Annotated in this window: 15 protein-coding genes; 8 read left to right on the forward strand and 7 right to left on the reverse strand. The window is 64.6% G+C overall.

Annotation, left to right across the window (positions count from 1 at the left end; genetic code table 11):
* Position 1 precedes the first annotated feature (1 nt).
* Both FXB41_RS24165 and FXB41_RS24170 read right to left on the reverse strand, forming a co-directional pair.
* On the reverse strand, positions 2-805 hold the full coding sequence (locus FXB41_RS24165) for an isocitrate lyase/PEP mutase family protein (protein WP_219683456.1): 804 nt from the start codon (positions 803-805) through the stop codon (positions 2-4).
* Between the two features lie 56 nt (positions 806-861).
* Complete coding sequence (locus tag FXB41_RS24170) at positions 862-1920, reverse strand: alpha/beta fold hydrolase (protein WP_246649112.1); 1059 nt, start codon at positions 1918-1920, stop codon at positions 862-864.
* Here FXB41_RS24170 and FXB41_RS24175 point away from each other — a divergent pair.
* Together FXB41_RS24175 and FXB41_RS24180 are read left to right on the forward strand one after the other, a co-directional pair.
* On the forward strand, positions 1892-2380 hold the full coding sequence (locus FXB41_RS24175; protein ID WP_246649113.1) for a MarR family winged helix-turn-helix transcriptional regulator: 489 nt from the start codon (positions 1892-1894) through the stop codon (positions 2378-2380). The two genes, FXB41_RS24170 and FXB41_RS24175, sit on opposite strands and share 29 nt — an antisense overlap.
* 137 nt (positions 2381-2517) lie before the next feature.
* Complete coding sequence (locus FXB41_RS24180; RefSeq protein WP_219683458.1) at positions 2518-2973, forward strand: hypothetical protein; 456 nt, start codon at positions 2518-2520, stop codon at positions 2971-2973.
* 92 nt (positions 2974-3065) lie between these two features.
* Here FXB41_RS24180 and FXB41_RS24185 read toward each other — a convergent pair whose 3' ends face one another.
* From FXB41_RS24185 to FXB41_RS24200, 4 genes are all read right to left on the reverse strand, one after another.
* On the reverse strand, positions 3066-3488 hold the full coding sequence (locus FXB41_RS24185) for a hypothetical protein (RefSeq protein ID WP_246649131.1): 423 nt from the start codon (positions 3486-3488) through the stop codon (positions 3066-3068).
* Positions 3489-3510: 22 nt separating this feature from the next.
* A complete protein-coding gene (locus FXB41_RS24190; protein WP_219683460.1) occupies positions 3511-3864 on the reverse strand; it encodes a hypothetical protein in 354 nt (117 codons plus the stop codon).
* Positions 3865-3924: 60 nt separating this feature from the next.
* Complete coding sequence (locus FXB41_RS24195; RefSeq protein ID WP_219683461.1) at positions 3925-4461, reverse strand: hypothetical protein; 537 nt, start codon at positions 4459-4461, stop codon at positions 3925-3927.
* 182 nt (positions 4462-4643) lie between these two features.
* Positions 4644-5255 carry a TetR/AcrR family transcriptional regulator gene (locus FXB41_RS24200; RefSeq protein ID WP_007600944.1) on the reverse strand — a complete coding sequence of 204 codons (612 nt, stop codon included), beginning with the start codon at positions 5253-5255 and terminating at the stop codon, positions 4644-4646.
* Positions 5256-5384: 129 nt separating this feature from the next.
* On the opposite strand from FXB41_RS24200, the gene FXB41_RS24205 reads away from it, so the two are divergent.
* The 4 genes from FXB41_RS24205 to FXB41_RS24220 all read left to right on the forward strand — a co-directional run bounded on the left by FXB41_RS24205 (position 5385) and on the right by FXB41_RS24220 (position 12381).
* Positions 5385-6614 carry a cytochrome P450 gene (locus FXB41_RS24205; protein WP_219683462.1) on the forward strand — a complete coding sequence of 410 codons (1230 nt, stop codon included), beginning with the start codon at positions 5385-5387 and terminating at the stop codon, positions 6612-6614.
* A 278-nt stretch (positions 6615-6892) separates the two neighbouring features.
* Positions 6893-10552 (forward strand): AsmA family protein, encoded by a 3660-nt coding sequence (locus tag FXB41_RS24210; RefSeq protein WP_219683463.1) that lies wholly within the window; start codon positions 6893-6895, stop codon positions 10550-10552.
* A 400-nt stretch (positions 10553-10952) separates the two neighbouring features.
* Positions 10953-12071: a DUF2336 domain-containing protein gene (locus FXB41_RS24215; RefSeq protein WP_219683464.1), complete on the forward strand. Its 1119-nt coding sequence runs from the start codon at positions 10953-10955 to the stop codon at positions 12069-12071.
* Positions 12072-12129: 58 nt separating this feature from the next.
* Positions 12130-12381 carry a hypothetical protein gene (locus FXB41_RS24220; RefSeq protein WP_219683465.1) on the forward strand — a complete coding sequence of 84 codons (252 nt, stop codon included), beginning with the start codon at positions 12130-12132 and terminating at the stop codon, positions 12379-12381.
* A gap of 325 nt (positions 12382-12706) precedes the next feature.
* Here the strand turns inward: FXB41_RS24220 and FXB41_RS24225 are convergent, their stop codons facing one another.
* Positions 12707-13204 (reverse strand): GNAT family N-acetyltransferase, encoded by a 498-nt coding sequence (locus tag FXB41_RS24225; RefSeq protein ID WP_007600952.1) that lies wholly within the window; start codon positions 13202-13204, stop codon positions 12707-12709.
* A gap of 162 nt (positions 13205-13366) precedes the next feature.
* On the opposite strand from FXB41_RS24225, the gene soxC reads away from it, so the two are divergent.
* Positions 13367-14638: a sulfite dehydrogenase gene (gene soxC, locus FXB41_RS24230; protein WP_219683466.1), complete on the forward strand. Its 1272-nt coding sequence runs from the start codon at positions 13367-13369 to the stop codon at positions 14636-14638.
* Positions 14625-15173 carry a c-type cytochrome gene (locus FXB41_RS24235; RefSeq protein WP_007600955.1) on the forward strand — a complete coding sequence of 183 codons (549 nt, stop codon included), beginning with the start codon at positions 14625-14627 and terminating at the stop codon, positions 15171-15173. Before soxC ends, FXB41_RS24235 begins: the two co-directional genes overlap by 14 nt.
* Positions 15174-15176: the final 3 nt, after the last annotated feature.

Below are 15176 nucleotides of genomic sequence, written 5' to 3' on the forward strand. Positions count from 1 at the left end.
CTCAGGCATCCGGTTGCAGGAACGTGCCGTATTGCTTGGTCGCGGCGACCGCGGCCGCGGCCTGTCCGATCATCCGCATCGCTGCCATCATCGGCCAGGGCCCAAGACTCACCCGCCGAACGCCGACGCGAGCCAGATCCCGGATTGCGGGAACGCCTTGTGTCACCATGATGTTGACCGGCAGAGGCGTGAGCTGAACGAACCTTTCAATGAGAGCGAGGTCGGTGAGGCCGGGGACGAAAATTCCGTCGGCGCCGGCCGCGGCATAGACCTTCGCCCGCCGTGCCGCTTCGTTCAGGCATTCCTCCGCCGATCCGAATTTCAGCAGGAACGGGTCTGTCCTCGCATTGATGAAAAGCTGAACTCCCAGATCTTTCGCGGCATCCCGCACGGCCTTGATCTTGGCGGCATGGCGTTCGGGATTGACCAGCTGCCGCTGTCCCCGCGAGAGCCCGTCCTCGATATTGATGCCGACGGCGCCGGCTTTCAAAATCTCGGTCGCCGATCTGGCCGCGGCCTCCGGGGTGTCGCCATATCCAGCCTCCAGATCGATTGAGACTGGAACAGAGACGGCCGCGGTCATCCGCGACACCAGGCCGGTCACAATGTCGAGCGGGACATTTTCTCCGTCGGCGTATCCAAGTGCGGAGGCGACCGCTCCGCTGCTGGTTGCGATGGCCGGAGAGGTCTTCGCGATGGCTTTGGCGGTGGCGGCGTCCCAGGCGTTGAACAGGACGAGCGGATCGCCCTTCCTGTGAAGGGCATGAAAGGTCTCGGCGTATTGCTGTTGGGTCTTGGCGTCCATTGCGCGCACTCCGGATTAGAGAACTCGAAGGATGTTGTGGGCCACGGCCTCTGCGTTCAGTCAGGCGCGTGCGTCTTGAACCAGTCCATGATCAGGCCGGTGACTTCTTCCTCACGCTCGAGGTGCGGGAAGTGCCCGACATCGGGCAGGACAATCCGCTGGTGCGGCCCCTTGAACAGCGGCTCCTCCTTGACCGAGTACCTTGCTGTCGGATCGTTGCTGCCGTAGATCGTCAGCGTCGGCGTGTGCATGTCATTGATCGGCAGCCGGCGCGCGAGCCCCGCATCGGTCAGGCCTCCATAATATTTAAGCGCCGCGGCCATGGTGCCGGGCGAGCTGAGCGTCTCCTTGATGGAGCGGATGTGCTCGGCATTGTTGAACGTCGGTGACCACAGCTTCCAGAGATAGTCGACGAAGGGGAGCCCCGCGGTATTGACCGCCGATTCGGCGCCGGGCAGCTGGAAGAAATAGACATGGAATACCGCTCGAACGAGCTCCGGATCCCTTCTGATGCTCGAAATTGTAATCGGATGTGCGGTGTTCATGACCACGGCGGCCTTGAACGCCGATGGCGCCGTGGCCAGCGCCTGAAAGGTCGAGGTGCCGCCCCAATCCATGCCGACGACGCGTGCCTGTCCGTCGTCGCTCAGCGCCGCGATGAGGGCTTCTAGATCCTTGCCCAGTGCGATGGGATCGAAAATGCCGTCCGCCGGAATCTCTGTCGGCGCATAGCCGCGCAGGAACGGCGCGACCGCACGATAGCCTGCATCCGCGAAGACCTGCAGCTGCTTTCGATACGACCAGGCATTGTCGGGAAAGCCGTGCAGGAACATGACAAGAGGGCCGTCGCCCTGTTCGAGATAGGCGAAGCGCACGCCGTTGGCCTGCACGTATTTCAAGGCGGGTTCAATGCCTCTGGTATTCGCTTGGGCATCCGCTTGTCGTGGCGCGCTCCCGATATTCATCGTCATTCTCCATGTCATCGTGCCCCGCGGGCAAAATATGTGCGGAGCGCACATATTCGTCAAGTTGTTTTTTGTGCGCTCCGCACATATTGTCCGGCTCATGGAAAATGGAATCGCAAATTTGCTGGGGGCGCTTTCGCTCGCCGTCATGGATCGGATCGAGCAGGGTGCGCGCGAGGTCATAGGCCGCGGCGGCGAGACGCCTGCCGCACTGGTCGTCATCGGCTATGGCCAGGGCATGACCAACGACAAGCTGCGGCGGATCCTTGGCCTGTCGCATTCAGGAACGGTCCGGCTGGTGGACCGTCTGGTGTCGGATCGGCTGGTCGAACGTCGGCCCGGACAGGACGGCCGCGAGATTGCTCTGCACCTGACAGCGAAGGGCGCCTCAACCCGCAACGAGTTGATGACGTCGCGAATTTCGGCCGTCGCGTCGCTTCTGGATGTGCTGTCGCCGGCTGAAACGAAACGACTCGAAACGCTGCTCCACGAGTTGTTGGCTCGGCAGGATACGTCCGAGATGGATCGCTTCACGATCTGTCGCATGTGCGACGACAGCGTTTGTACGAACTGCCCGTTGCCCACGGACAAGGGCAAACGCGCTCGCTAGCGGGTGCACTCGACGCCATCATCCGGCTTGCGAGGTCTGGTCGAGCGACTCGGGGCGCAACGCGCGTTCACGTCGCGGATAGGAACGTCCGGCGTTTCTCCACGTTGTCGGCCGTCGAGCGCAAACTGGGCCATACGATGAAGAAGATCGCCGCCATCCTTGTGATGCTCTCTGCCTCGCCGGCTGCTGCCGGTGCGGAGAGTTGGAGCGGCTATCGCATTCCCGAGACCGGGACCAGTGTCGACATCCCTTCGTCCATCTTCACCGAGCAAGCCGGTCGGCCCGACGGCTATGGCATGCAGTACCGGACCAGCGACGGCCGGGCGGATTTGACGGTGCAGGCCGTTCCGAACGAAGGCAGTTCACCGGCGGCTTTCCTGGCGCGGAAGAATCCGCCGTCCGGCATCACCTACAAGCGCATCACGCCGCGCTTCTTCGTGGTCTCCAGCACCCGGGGCGGCAAGATCTGGTACGACCGCTGCAATTTTGGCCGCCGCTACGTGCATTGCGTGCTGATCAACTACCCGGCCGCCGAGAAGCGGCAGTGGGATGCAGTCGTGACCCGCGTCAGCCACACGCTGAGCGGCGGTTGATCGTTCACAAAGAAAAACCTGCTTACAAAAAAAATCTGCTCACAAAGAAAAAACTGCCAGCAAATCGCGGGCAGCAGTCTCGTGAGGATGGTTCAGCGCAAATTGGTCGATGTCGTCGACATGGTCGGTTTGGAGCCCGGCACGTGCGACATGGTTTTGGTGGTGGACCCGACCTCCTCGCCCGCCTTCACTTTCGTGCGGGTGTGGGAGCGGCTGAACGTACCACCCTCGTGCGCCTGCGCGCGCGCATTGGAATTGAGCACCGGACCGTTGCCCTTGTTCATGGTGGTGCCGGACTGCGCCTTGCCGTTGGCAGACGCGGCGCTGCCGCCGGCTGCAATCGACGAGCCGGTCTGTCCGGAGCCCGACGTCGACGTGCCGCCGGTGCCGAGTGTGCTGGCCGAGGTGCCGCCGGCTGCAGCCGAGCCGCCGCTGCCGCCGGTCATGCTGGTTTGCGCCGACAACGGCGAGGCGGCGGCGAGCAGGAGTGCGACCGACGAAGTCGCGATCAACATTCTCATCTGTGAAATCCTTTTGCTATGGCGACGATGTCGAGATGGTGCAGCCGTTGACTGTGACGGTGCTCGCACTGGTCGAACCCGGGCCGCCGGCCGTCGAGGACGAACTCGACACGTTGCCGCCACCGGCCTGGACGTGCACCGACGATCCGCCGGCCGAGCTCGAGCTCGACAGCGAGCCGCTCGATGAGCTCGAGCCGGTTGTGCCCGAACCCGATGACCCCAGCGCAGTGATGCTGCCGTCGGGATGTTTTTCCACCGTGACCCGGCAGGTCTCGCCGGATGCGGTCTTGCCGGTTTTCTGCATGGTTTCCCCCACAGCGGCGCTGCTCATCAAAGTCAAAACTGCGATCGCAACGATTGATCTGTTCATGCCAGTCCTCCTCAGGAAGGACGAAGGAGCGGCATTGCTGCCGCTCCGCCGGCCGGGATGTCAGTCCTTGTCCTTCTTCATCTCGTCCTTGTGGTGGCCTTTGCCCTTTTCCATGCCCATGTCGCTGGCATGTCCCGCGGAGGAGCCGGCGGCTCCCACGGTCGAGCCGCTCTTGCCGCCGCCGGCCGACGAGCCGCCGGTGCCGAGCGTCGATGCGGAGTTGGAGCCGGAGCCTGCCGCAGAGCCGCCCGTGCCGACGCTGGACGAACTCTTGCCGCCACCAGCCGACGAACCGCCGGTGCCGAGCGTCGAGGCCGAGCCTGAGCCGCTGCCGGAGCCCGCGGCAGAGCCGCCGGTGCCGATGGACGAGCTGCTGGTGCCGCCGCCGGCGGACGAGCCGCCGGTGCCAAGCGTCGAGGCCGAGCCTGAGCCGCTGCCCGAACCTGCCGATGAACCGCCCGTACCGATCGTCGAGTTGCTGGTGCCGCCGCCGGCTGACGAGCCGCCAGTGCCGACCGTCGAGCTCGACTGCGCCACGGCGAGCGCGGTACCGGCCAGCAGCGCGGCTGCGGCCGCAGACAATTTCAGAATCCTCATCGCTGTCTCCTCCAATGATCAAATTGCCAAAACAGGCCCGGGATAAAGTGGCAAGCTGCAGAAACGTTCCTTGGATCGGTATGACGATGTGGAAAATGCGCGCGAGAACTGCGACGAGGTTCCAGCGGCGCGGCGCGCCGATGTCGAGCGGGAACAGCGCGACGATCTGAAGAAAACAAACGCTACTTCGACGACAATCCCGTCCTGCGCCGCAGATCAGTGATCGCGCGCAGAAAGCTGTCGGCCGGCGTCGTCTCCGGATCGATCAGGCGATGCAGACGAAAGCCGTCTTCCAGCGCCAGCACGACGGAGGCCATCCATGGCGGATTGAGCGTGTCGTCCTTTGCGTTGCTCTTCAGTGTGGCCTCGACGATGTCGGCGACCAGCTTGCGCCGGGCGCGCAGGCGTTTTGCAAGCTCCGGCCGGCGCTTCTCGGCGCGCGCGACGAACAGGATCATCTCCATGTGCAGCAGCGGCGAGCGGCCGAGCGGGTCCTGCCTTGTGCGATCCATCGCCTTCAGCGCTGCGATGAAGTCGTCGAGATTGTCGTGCTGCGCGAGGATGTCCATGTTGCGCCGGATCGACTGCGCGACATGGTCCTCGATCATGGCGATGATCAGCTCGTCCTTGCTCTTGAAGTTGGAATAGAACGCACCGCGGCTGAATCCGGCCGCCGCTGCGATCGCCTCGATGCTGGCGCCGCCGATGCCATCCTCCTCGAACACGCGAGCGGCCGCCTCGAACAGCCTGTCGCGCGTGTCGTCCCTGGTCGGCCTGGTTCTCACCCTTGACATCGGAGCAGGTTAGGGCAGAATGCAACTCGATACAACAATGTATCGGGTTGATAATTCAGGGATGGTTACGCTGCGCAACAGGGGCTGCCTGGCGTATTCGATTCATGCGGCAACCGATATGAGGTCACCATGAACGAGCACGTGCAAGGCGCCGGCGGTCCGCTGTTCAATCCGCTGTCGCCGGACTTCATCCGCGATCCCTATCCGCATTATGACCGGCTCCGCGCGATCTACCCGATTCACGTGACGCCGTTCGGCCAGTTCGTCACCAGCCGCCATGCCGATGTCAGCCTCGTGATGCGCGACAAGCGCTTCGGCAAGGATTTCGTCGAGCGTTCCAAGCGCCGCTATAGCGAGAAGATCATGGAGGAGCCGGTCTTCCGCAGCATGAGCCACTGGATGCTGCAGGCCGATCCGCCCGACCACACCCGCCTGCGCGGCCTCGTCGTGAAGGCCTTCACCGCCCGCCGCGTCGAGGACATGCGGCCGCGCATCCAGCAGATCGTCGACCAGACCATCGATGCCGTGATCGAACGCGGCCACATGGACCTGATCGAGGATTTCGCCTTCCGCCTGCCGGTCACCATCATCTGCGACATGCTCGGCATCCCCGAGGACCATCGCGAGACTTTCTATAACAGCTCACGCGACGGCGGACGGCTGCTCGACCCCGTGCCGCTTTCGCCGGAGGAGATTGCCAAGGGCAACGCCGGCAACATGATGGCGCAGATGTATTTCCAGCAGCTGTTCGAGCTGCGTCGCAAAAGTCCCGGCGACGATCTCATCACCCAGCTGGTGCAAGCCGAGGAAGACGGCAACAAGCTCACCAACGAGGAACTGACCGCCAACATCATCCTGTTGTTCGGCGCCGGCCACGAGACCACGGTCAATCTGATCGGCAACGGCCTGCTGGCGCTGCATCGCAATCCGGACCAGCTCGCGCTTTTGAAGGCGCAGCCTGAGCTGATGGTGGGCGCGATCGAGGAATTCTTGCGCTACGATTCCTCGGTGCAGATGACCGGGCGGGTCGCGCTGGAGGACATCGACGATGTCGGCGGCGCGAAGATCCCGAAGGGCGAGACCGTGCTCTGCCTGCTTGGCTCGGCCAACCGCGACCCGGCGGTCTATCCTGACCGGCCCGACCGACTCGACGTCACCCGCCAGAACGTGAGGCCGCTGTCGTTCGGCGGTGGCATCCATTTCTGCCTGGGAGCCCAATTGGCCCGCCTCGAGGCCGAGATCGCCATCGCCACGCTGTTGCGGCGGCTGCCCGACCTGCGCATCGACGACCTCGAAAACCCGGAATGGCGGCCGACCTTCGTACTACGCGGCCTGAAGCGGCTGCCTGCGAGCTGGTGATGGCCGCCAGCACTGATTCTGCGAGCATTGGCCCTCATCCTGAGGAGCCCGCAAAGCGGGCGTCTCCAAGGATGGCCGCGGGCGAGAGCGGGGCCTCTATGGTTCGAGACGGCGCTTCGCGCCTCCTCACCATGAGGGTCTCACACCCGCGTTAACCTCCGCGCGCAACAGTCGCTGTGACTTCGCCACACTTCCCCCTATATAAGGGGCTGTTCCGGTACGTCTGAGGCCCTGCGGCTCAGGCAAGGCCCGCATCCGGTTTGGCCGAGGGGAGACCCGTGCAGACGACGCTGCTCGGATTGGCGATTGCCTTTATCTTAGCGCTGCTGGCCGCTCTGATCGGGCCTTACTTCGTCGACTGGAACCAGTTCAGGCCGCAGTTCGAAGCAGAGGCCGGCAGGATCATCGGCGTGCCGGTGCGGGTGGCGGGCGAGCTCGACGCGCGGCTGTTGCCGGCGCCGACGCTGCGGCTGCGTGGGGTCACCTTCGGCGGCAACAACGATCTCGGTCGCCTGCGCGCCGACAAGCTCGACGTCGAGTTCAGCCTGAGCTCGCTGATGCGCGGCGAATGGCGCGCCACCGAGCTTTCGGTCAATGGCATGGCGGTCGATCTCGGCCTCGACGCGCGCGGGCGGGTCGATTTGCCGTCCACCGCAAGCGGCAGCTTCAATCTGGCTTCGCTGGCGATCGAGCGGCTGAACCTCACCGGCCGCATTGCCCTGCATGATGCCGCCAGCCGTTCGACGCTGGAGCTCAACGACATCGCCTTCTCCGGCGACGTGCGTTCGCTGGCCGGCTCGGTCCGGGGCGACGGCAGTTTCACCGCCGCTGGGGTGCGCTATCCGTTCCGCGTCTCCTCCGGCCCGAGCGCCGACGGCAATGCCACCCGCCTCCACCTCAACATCGATCCCGGCGAGCGCGCGATTCTCGCCGATCTCGAAGGCGTGCTTGCCTTCGACAATCGCCTGCCGAAATTCGAAGGCGCGCTGACACTCGCGGTGCCCGCGCCGAAGAAGCCGGGCGATGCGGGGCCGATGCCCTGGAAGCTCACGACGAAACTCAAGGCCGATCCGGCCGGCGCCAAGTTCGAGCAGGTCGATGCCAGCTTCGGGCCCGAAGACTCCGCGCCGAAGCTCGGCGGCGTCGGCGATATCAGGTTCGGCGCTTCGCCGCTGCTGCGCGCGGTGCTGTCGGCGCGCCAGGTCGATGCCGACAAGCTGACGGCCAAGAACGATGCCGAGCCGCAGCGCATCCTTCCGGCGCTCCGCGCAGGCCTCGCCGCAATCCCGCAGGCGCCGATCCCGGCACAGATCGAGTTCAACTCCGACCAGATCATGCTCGGCGGCCGGCCGCTCCAGAACATCACGGCCGAGCTTGCGACCGACGGACGATCCTGGACCTTCCAGCGGCTCGAGCTGCGCGCCCCGGGCCAGACGCAGCTCTCGCTCAACGGCGCCACGCCCGGCGCCGACAGTTTCAGCGGCCGTCTCAGCGTCGATTCCTCCGATCCCGATACGCTGGTGGCCTGGCTTCAGGGCCGCAGCGAGGTCAACCGCCGCAGCACCCGGCCGATGCGCCTTGCCGGTGACGTGACCATTGCCGCCAACCATTTCGCCATCGACAGGCTGAAGGCCGAGATCGAGGGCGGCGCGATCGAAGGCCGCATTGCTTTCGTCCAGACCGGCGCGAGCAAGGGCTCGCGGATCGATGCGGAGCTTAGGGCTGACCGCCTCGACCTCGATGCCGCCGCGAGTTTCGTGCGCGCGCTTTCGGGGCCGCAGGGCGAATGGCCGGAGGAGGCGAAGCTTTCGCTCGATATCGGCCGCGCGATCTCGGCCGGGCAGGAGCTGCGGCCGTTCACCGCGAAACTCGGTTACGGCCCGGCATCGCTCTCGCTGGAGCAGTTGCGGTTCGGACAGGCCAGTGGCGTGACCACGGAAGCGAGCGGCAGCTTCGACCGCGCCAAGGCCATTGGCAAGCTCGCGCTGAAATCCTCCGCCAATTCGCTGCGCGATCTCACCGCGCTGCTCGAGCCGATTGCGCCGTCGGTGCGCGCGCGCTTCGACGCCATGCCGTCGCTGCCAGGCACGACCCGCCTCAAGCTCGATCTCAGCCTCGACAAGAACGCCGAGCACGCCGATCGCAACGACGCGCGCGCGGTGATCGAGCTCGACGCGCCGCAGCTCAAGGCCACCGCGACGCTGGCCGCGCAGACGCCGGTGGCTGCCGTCAACGGGATCGACATCGAGCGCCTGCGCAACAGCGACTTCACGCTGGATTCGAAAGTCTCGACACCGCAGGCCAGTGCATTGCTGGCGCTGCTCGGGCTCGATCGCGTGTTGGCCGCAGGCGAGGGCGCTTCGCAGTTCGAAGGCCATCTGAGCGGCGCGTGGCACCATCAGCTGCAATTGAATGCAAAGCTTAGCGGCGGCGGGCTGGACGCGGACGCACAAGGCAACGTCGAATTGTCGGAGCCGAAAGGCAGCGTGAATTTGCGCGTGCGCAACGCCAATCTGGCCCCGCTGTTCGGGACCAGCCTGGCCGATAAATCGGTGCAGAGCGTCAATCTGTCCTCGCGTGTCGGCCTCGCCGGCAACCGCCTGACCTTCAACGATCTCGACAGCACACTGGCCGGCTCGCATTTGCGCGGTCATCTGGCGGTGACGCTCGATCAGGAGAAGACCGTCGACGGCGAAGTCGGCCTCGATACGCTCGACCTCGTGCCCGCGCTCGCGATGGCCATCGGCGCGGCCGGACACGATGCCAATGCGCCGTTGAATGCCGGGCTTCTCGGCGGCTGGCGCGGCCGCGTCGCCTTCCAGGCGTTGCACGGCACGTTGCCCGGCGGCATCGAGCTGCGCCCCTTCGGCGGCACGGTCCGGAGCGACGGTCAGTCGCTCGCGCTCGACGCAATGAAGGGCGGCGTCGGCGGCGGCGAGATGTCGGCGAGCCTCGATGCGCGCAATGGTGCCAATGGTCTGACGCTCAACGCGCGCATCGAACTCGGCAATGTCGACGCGGCGGCGCTGCGCTATCGCGACCTTGCGCTGCCGAAGGGACGCGCCTCGGCGCAGATGGCGCTGACCAGCCAGGGCCGCAGCGTTGCGGCGCTCACCGGCGCGCTCGCCGGCAACGGCACGGTGACGCTCGAATCGGCTGAAATCTCCGGCCTCAATCCGCGCGCCTTCGAGATCGCCATCCGCGCCAGCGACGGCGGCCAAATTGCCGACGACAACCGGCTGCGGCAACTGGTCGAGCCCGCGCTGTCGGCGGGTCCGATTGCAGTGGCCTCGGCGCAGATCCCGTTCACGATCCGCGACGGGCGCCTGCGCGTCGGCGCAACGTCGCTGGAGGCCAAGAACGCGCGTGCCATCGTCTCCGGCGGCTACGACATCCCCGCCGACCAGGCCGACATACGCGCCAGCCTGACGCCGATCATGACCGGGCTCTCCGGCGCACCGCCGGAAATCCAGCTGTTCGCGGCCGGTCCCCCCGACAGGCTCAATCGCACCGTCGATGTCGGGCCGCTGTCCTCGTGGCTCGCGGTACGCACGATCGATCGCGAGACGCGCCGGCTGGACGCCATCGAGCGCGGCGAGCCGCCGCCGGCGACCGCCGCGCTGCCGACGCTGGTGTCGCCGGATCCCGTGCCGGAGCCGTCGCTGCAGGATGTGCCGATGCCCGGCCGCGATCCGCGCCGCGCGCCGCCGCCGAAGCCCAAGGCGGATATCAGGGTTGCGCCGACACCGAAGCCGCCGCACGCCGCTCCCGCGGCGCCAAGCCCGCCACTGACAAGCCCTCCACTCACAAGCCAGCCGCTTGCAAGCCAACAGATCGCGCCGTTGCCCCCGCCGATCGACGTGAGGCCGGCCCCGGGCCCGCCCCCCGCAAAGCCCAAGCCAAAGCCGCCGCTGGTGCTGACGCCGTCAAATCCGTGATTCGTTTGGAGGTCGGGCCGCTCGCCTTCTTAACCTCTCCCGCTTGCGGGCAGGGGCTATTGCAAATGACGTCTCGGCGGCGCCTGAGCGAGCGCCTCGTCCTTCGAGACGACCGCTTCGCGGTCTCCTCAGGATGAGGCTTAGCTGAATCGGTCTCCGTTGAAATGCTGCCGCATACTCATTCCTCATCCTGAGGGCCCGCCGTAGGCGGGCGTCTCGAAGGATGGCTGCAGCTACACCGGTAAACCTATTCCCTCGCTTTTTAACGAATTTTGCTCGGCAAAACTGATCCGCCGACTTTACCGGATTCTCGCGTTTGTTCCCTAGTCTCTGTTCCCAGAGGAACTCGGCGTCCTGCCGGCACAAGCAGGATGGCTAGCCAAGAACTGGGGTCATCGGGATGAACGGCGCGACAACACTTCTGCAGGATCTGGACGACGCGATCGCACGCGGCACCGACGAAAGCCGGAACAAGGCGTTGTGGCACGCGACCGACATTCTGATCACCGGCCGCTATAGCGACGACGAGATCAGCACGTTCGGCGAGGTCATCGGCCGGCTCGCCGACGAGATCGAGGTTGCTGCGCGGGTGCAGCTCTCTGAGGTCATGGCAGCCTGCGATCACGCTCCGCTAAATGTCATTGCGCAACTCGCGACCGCCGACGAGATCGAGGTCGCAGGCCCCGTGCTGCGCGACTCCAATCGTATCGACGAGAAGCTGCTGATCGAGAGCGCCATGACCAAGAGCCAGTCGCATCTGCTCGCGATCGCCCAGCGCAAGTCGATCGGCGAGGCCGTCACCGACGTGCTGGTCAAGCGCGGCGACCAGGAGGTCGTGACGTCGGTTGCCCGGAACGAGGGCGCGCGCTTCTCCGGCTCGGGCCTGCTCCACATGGTTCGCCGCGCCGAGGGCGACTCGATTCTTGCCGAGCAGCTTGGCCTGCGCAAGGACGTGCCGCGTCACATCTTCCAGCAGCTGATCTCGAAGGCGTCGGAGGACGTCCGCCGCCGGCTCGAGCACGAGCGCCCGGAAATGATGGCGCAGATCCAAAACTCGGTGAGCGACGTCACCGGCGACCTGCAATCCAAGTTCGGCCCGTCCTCGCGCAGCTATTTCGTCGCCAAGCGCGTGGTGACGACGCAGTACCGGCAGGGCAACCTCAACCAGGACTCGATCTCGAACTATGCGCGCCAGCACCGCTTCGACGAGGTGCAGATCGGGCTGTCGCTGCTGTCGTCGCTGCCTGTCGACGTGATCGAGCGTGCGATGATGGACCGCAATCGCGAGATGATCCTGGTGCTGTGCAAGGCGCTCGATTTTTCCTGGGACACCACGATGTCGCTGCTGTTCCTCGGCGCCAAGGATCATCTGATCACGGCGCGCGAGCTCCACGACAACGAGCGCGATTTCGGCAAGCTCAAGATCGAGACCTCGCGCAGCGTCTTGAAATTCTACCAGTCGCGCAAGACCGGCACCGATCCTGTCACGGGTCGTCAGCCCGAGCTCCAGGTGCACTGAGCGGTACAACGAACAGGTACACCGAGCATCATCCGGGAATTGGCAGGGAGTATTTGCAATGTTGCCTCAATTCGGCACCGCCGTTCGCAAGAATCCAAACAAGAACCTCAACAAGGCCGCAGCCGGCGAGATCGGCGGGGGAGCAGCGGACCAGGCCTCGGTCGATGCCGCCTGGCTCGTGCTGGAAGCCGCCAACGACCTCGGTGACCACGCCGCGATCGAAGCTTGCCGCCGCGTCATCGACGCCGAGCTGAACGGCACGGTGGCCGGCAGCGCGGATGTCGATCTCGTGCTGGGCTATTTCAGGTAGGGCACCTGAGGCGTCCGCTCCATCCGCGTTACGCGGCTGTTTCCACACCGTCATTGCGAGCGCAGCGAAGCAATCCAGAATCTTCCCGCGGAGGCGGTCTGGATTGCTTCGCGGAGCCTGTCATCGGGCCGCGCTTCGCGCGGACCCGGTGGCTCGCAATGACGGAGAGCAGGGTACCACCGCCGCTCCTTCAATGGCACGCCAATGCGCCGACAGCGGCGCAGCTGTAGGATGGGTAGAGCCCTTGCGAAACCCATCTTGCCTCCGGGCGTGTTGATGCGTGATGGGTTCGCTTCGCTCTACCCATCCTACGAACTTGCGTCTCTCACCGCCGAATACGGTAGATCACGACGTCTTCGCCGTGACGGAATGTGCTTCGCTCGAAGAGATAGTTGGCCTTCTCCAGAACGCGGCGCGATGCGCCATTGCCGACGTAGACCAGGCCGATGAGGGACGGCAGCTGGTGGTGTAACAGTCCGATATCCGTCAGTGCGGACGCGGTCTCGCTTGCAAGTCCACGGCCCCAGAATTCGCGCTTGAACGCATAGGCAATCTCGATCTCGTCGATATCGTCCACCAGGATGTGCCGGATGCCCGCTCGCCCGGCGAATGCCCCGTCTTTCGTTCGCAGCACCCATAGCCCGAAGCCATGCTGGTCCCAATGGGCCATATTGGCGTCGAGATAGGTCTTGGTCCTTTCCGCCGGGCGCACGCCGCCGAGATATCGGGACACCTCGGCATCGAGATGCAATGCGACGAGGTCCGCGAGGTGATCCTCACGAAGCCTCTCGGCAGTCAGGTTCTCGGTGCTGAAATGATCCATGGACCCGGATAGCCGCTTTCGGAGCAGGGCAGGATGACGCGCCTTCGCCACCCATCATGATTTCTAACACATCCTAACGGGCAATTTCGGCGGCATTCGGTCAATGTTCCCATGGAAAAGCGGTGGAATTTCCAAATCAGCACGAAGGTCGACGGAGATTGCATGACGTCCAAAACGCAAATCGAATCACCGCCACGGCCCGCGAGCGTCTCGCGTCGTGGTTTTGTGGGAGGCCTGTCGGCGGGCGTTCTGGGGGCGGTTGCGACCGAAGCGGCGGTGGCGCAAACGCTGGCCGAAATCCCTGATCGCGGGCCCGGCGCCGATCTCGGTGCGCACAGCGAACGATCGCGCTTCGTCAAGATCGATCGCATTCCCGAGGCAGGACCTGGCAAGCGCAACGTCGACCCCAGTGATGCCATCAATTCCAAGACGCCGCATCAGAAGCTGGTGGGCAACATCACGCCAACCGATCTGCATTACGAGCGCAGCCATTCCGGGGTGCCGGACATCGATCCCGCGCAGCACCGTCTGCTCATCCATGGCCTGGTTCGGAAGCCGCTGGTGTTCAGCGTCGACGATCTCAAGCGGATGCCGTCGGTTACGCGCGTGGTCTTCATCGAATGCACTGGAAACGGATGGGAAAACTGGAAGAAGGCGGACCCTGATCTGACGGTGCAGAACACGCACGGCCTCGTCAGCACCAATGAGTGGACCGGCGTTCCGCTGAAGTTCCTGATTGGTCTCTCGGGCAAGGAGAAGAACTCGAACTGGATGCTCGCCGAGGGAGGCGATGGCGCGGGCGTCGACCGCAGCATTCCGCTGACCGACGAAATCGTGAACGAGGCCTTTGTCGCCTACGGTCAGAACGGCGAACCACTGCGCCCCGCGCATGGATTTCCAATGCGGCTGGTGATGCCGGGCTTCGAGGGCAATCTCAACATCAAATGGCTGCGCCGTCTCAAGTTCGGCACTGAGCCCTGGATGACCCGCTGGGAAACGGCGCGCTACACGCAGCTGCTGGCCAACGGCACGGCCCGCCAGTTTCAGCTGAGGATGGAAACCAACTCCGTCATCACGCAGCCCTCGGGCACGATGCAGATCCAGCCCGGCTACAACATAATCTCCGGTCTCGCCTGGAGCGGCCATGGCAAGATCGCCAAGGTCGAGATATCGACCGACGGCGCGAAAATCTGGAAACAGGCGCAGCTGAATCAGCCGGTGCTGTCGAAGGCGCAGATTCGATTCCAGATGGACTGGGTCTGGGACGGCAAGCCGACAAGGATCGTGAGTCGCTCGACCGATGAGCAAGGCAACGTTCAGCCGGACCGGCAATCCTTCATCGCCGCGACGGGGAGCAATGCGCTGTTCCACTACAATGCGCAGCAGACCTGGAGCATCGACGAGGCCGGGAGGGTCCGCAATGTCCTCGCATAACAATCGGCTTGTCGCAGCGGCTCTCACGCTCGGCCTGCTCGCGGCGCCCGCATTTGCATTCGATTTCGGCCGTCCCGCGACTCCGGAGGAGATCAAGCTATGGGACATCGACGTCGCACCCGATGGCAAGGGTCTGCCTGTGGGCAGCGGCACGGTTGCGCAAGGTAAGCAGGTCTTCGCCGACAATTGCGCGGCCTGTCATGGCGACAATGGCCAGGGCGGGATCAAGGATCGTCTGGCCGGTGGGCAGGGCACACTCGCCTCCAGCGCGCCTGTCAAGACCGTCGGCAGCTTCTGGCCTTATGCGACGACCTTGTACGACTACATTCACCGCGCGATGCCATATCCCACACCGGGTTCGCTCAGCACCGACGACACCTATGCCGTCACCGCCTACATCCTGAGTCTGAACGGCATCGTTCCTCCCGACGGCAAGGTCGACAAGGACAGCTTGCCGAAGATCAAGATGCCCAACCGCGACGGCTTCATTCCGGATCCGCAATTCGATCCGGCAAAACTATTCCGCAAGAAATGAGCG

The organism is Bradyrhizobium canariense, from assembly GCF_019402665.1.
In the GTDB taxonomy this organism is placed as follows: domain Bacteria; phylum Pseudomonadota; class Alphaproteobacteria; order Rhizobiales; family Xanthobacteraceae; genus Bradyrhizobium; species Bradyrhizobium canariense.

Excerpts from the sequence above, each read along its gene's own strand:
- FXB41_RS24190 (WP_219683460.1), bottom strand. The coding sequence starts at position 3,864 with ATGAACAGATCAATCGTTGCGATCGCAGTTTTGACTTTGATGAGCAGC.
- FXB41_RS24205 (WP_219683462.1), top strand. The coding sequence starts at position 5,385 with ATGAACGAGCACGTGCAAGGCGCCGGCGGTCCGCTGTTCAATCCGCTG.
- FXB41_RS24200 (WP_007600944.1), bottom strand. The coding sequence starts at position 5,255 with ATGTCAAGGGTGAGAACCAGGCCGACCAGGGACGACACGCGCGACAGG.
- soxC (WP_219683466.1), top strand. The coding sequence starts at position 13,367 with ATGACGTCCAAAACGCAAATCGAATCACCGCCACGGCCCGCGAGCGTC.
- FXB41_RS24170 (WP_246649112.1), bottom strand. The coding sequence starts at position 1,920 with ATGACGGCGAGCGAAAGCGCCCCCAGCAAATTTGCGATTCCATTTTCC.
- FXB41_RS24185 (WP_246649131.1), bottom strand. The coding sequence starts at position 3,488 with ATGTTGATCGCGACTTCGTCGGTCGCACTCCTGCTCGCCGCCGCCTCG.
- FXB41_RS24215 (WP_219683464.1), top strand. The coding sequence starts at position 10,953 with ATGAACGGCGCGACAACACTTCTGCAGGATCTGGACGACGCGATCGCA.
- FXB41_RS24235 (WP_007600955.1), top strand. The coding sequence starts at position 14,625 with ATGTCCTCGCATAACAATCGGCTTGTCGCAGCGGCTCTCACGCTCGGC.
- FXB41_RS24195 (WP_219683461.1), bottom strand. The coding sequence starts at position 4,461 with ATGAGGATTCTGAAATTGTCTGCGGCCGCAGCCGCGCTGCTGGCCGGT.
- FXB41_RS24225 (WP_007600952.1), bottom strand. The coding sequence starts at position 13,204 with ATGGATCATTTCAGCACCGAGAACCTGACTGCCGAGAGGCTTCGTGAG.
- FXB41_RS24180 (WP_219683458.1), top strand. The coding sequence starts at position 2,518 with ATGAAGAAGATCGCCGCCATCCTTGTGATGCTCTCTGCCTCGCCGGCT.
- FXB41_RS24165 (WP_219683456.1), bottom strand. The coding sequence starts at position 805 with ATGGACGCCAAGACCCAACAGCAATACGCCGAGACCTTTCATGCCCTT.
- FXB41_RS24220 (WP_219683465.1), top strand. The coding sequence starts at position 12,130 with ATGTTGCCTCAATTCGGCACCGCCGTTCGCAAGAATCCAAACAAGAAC.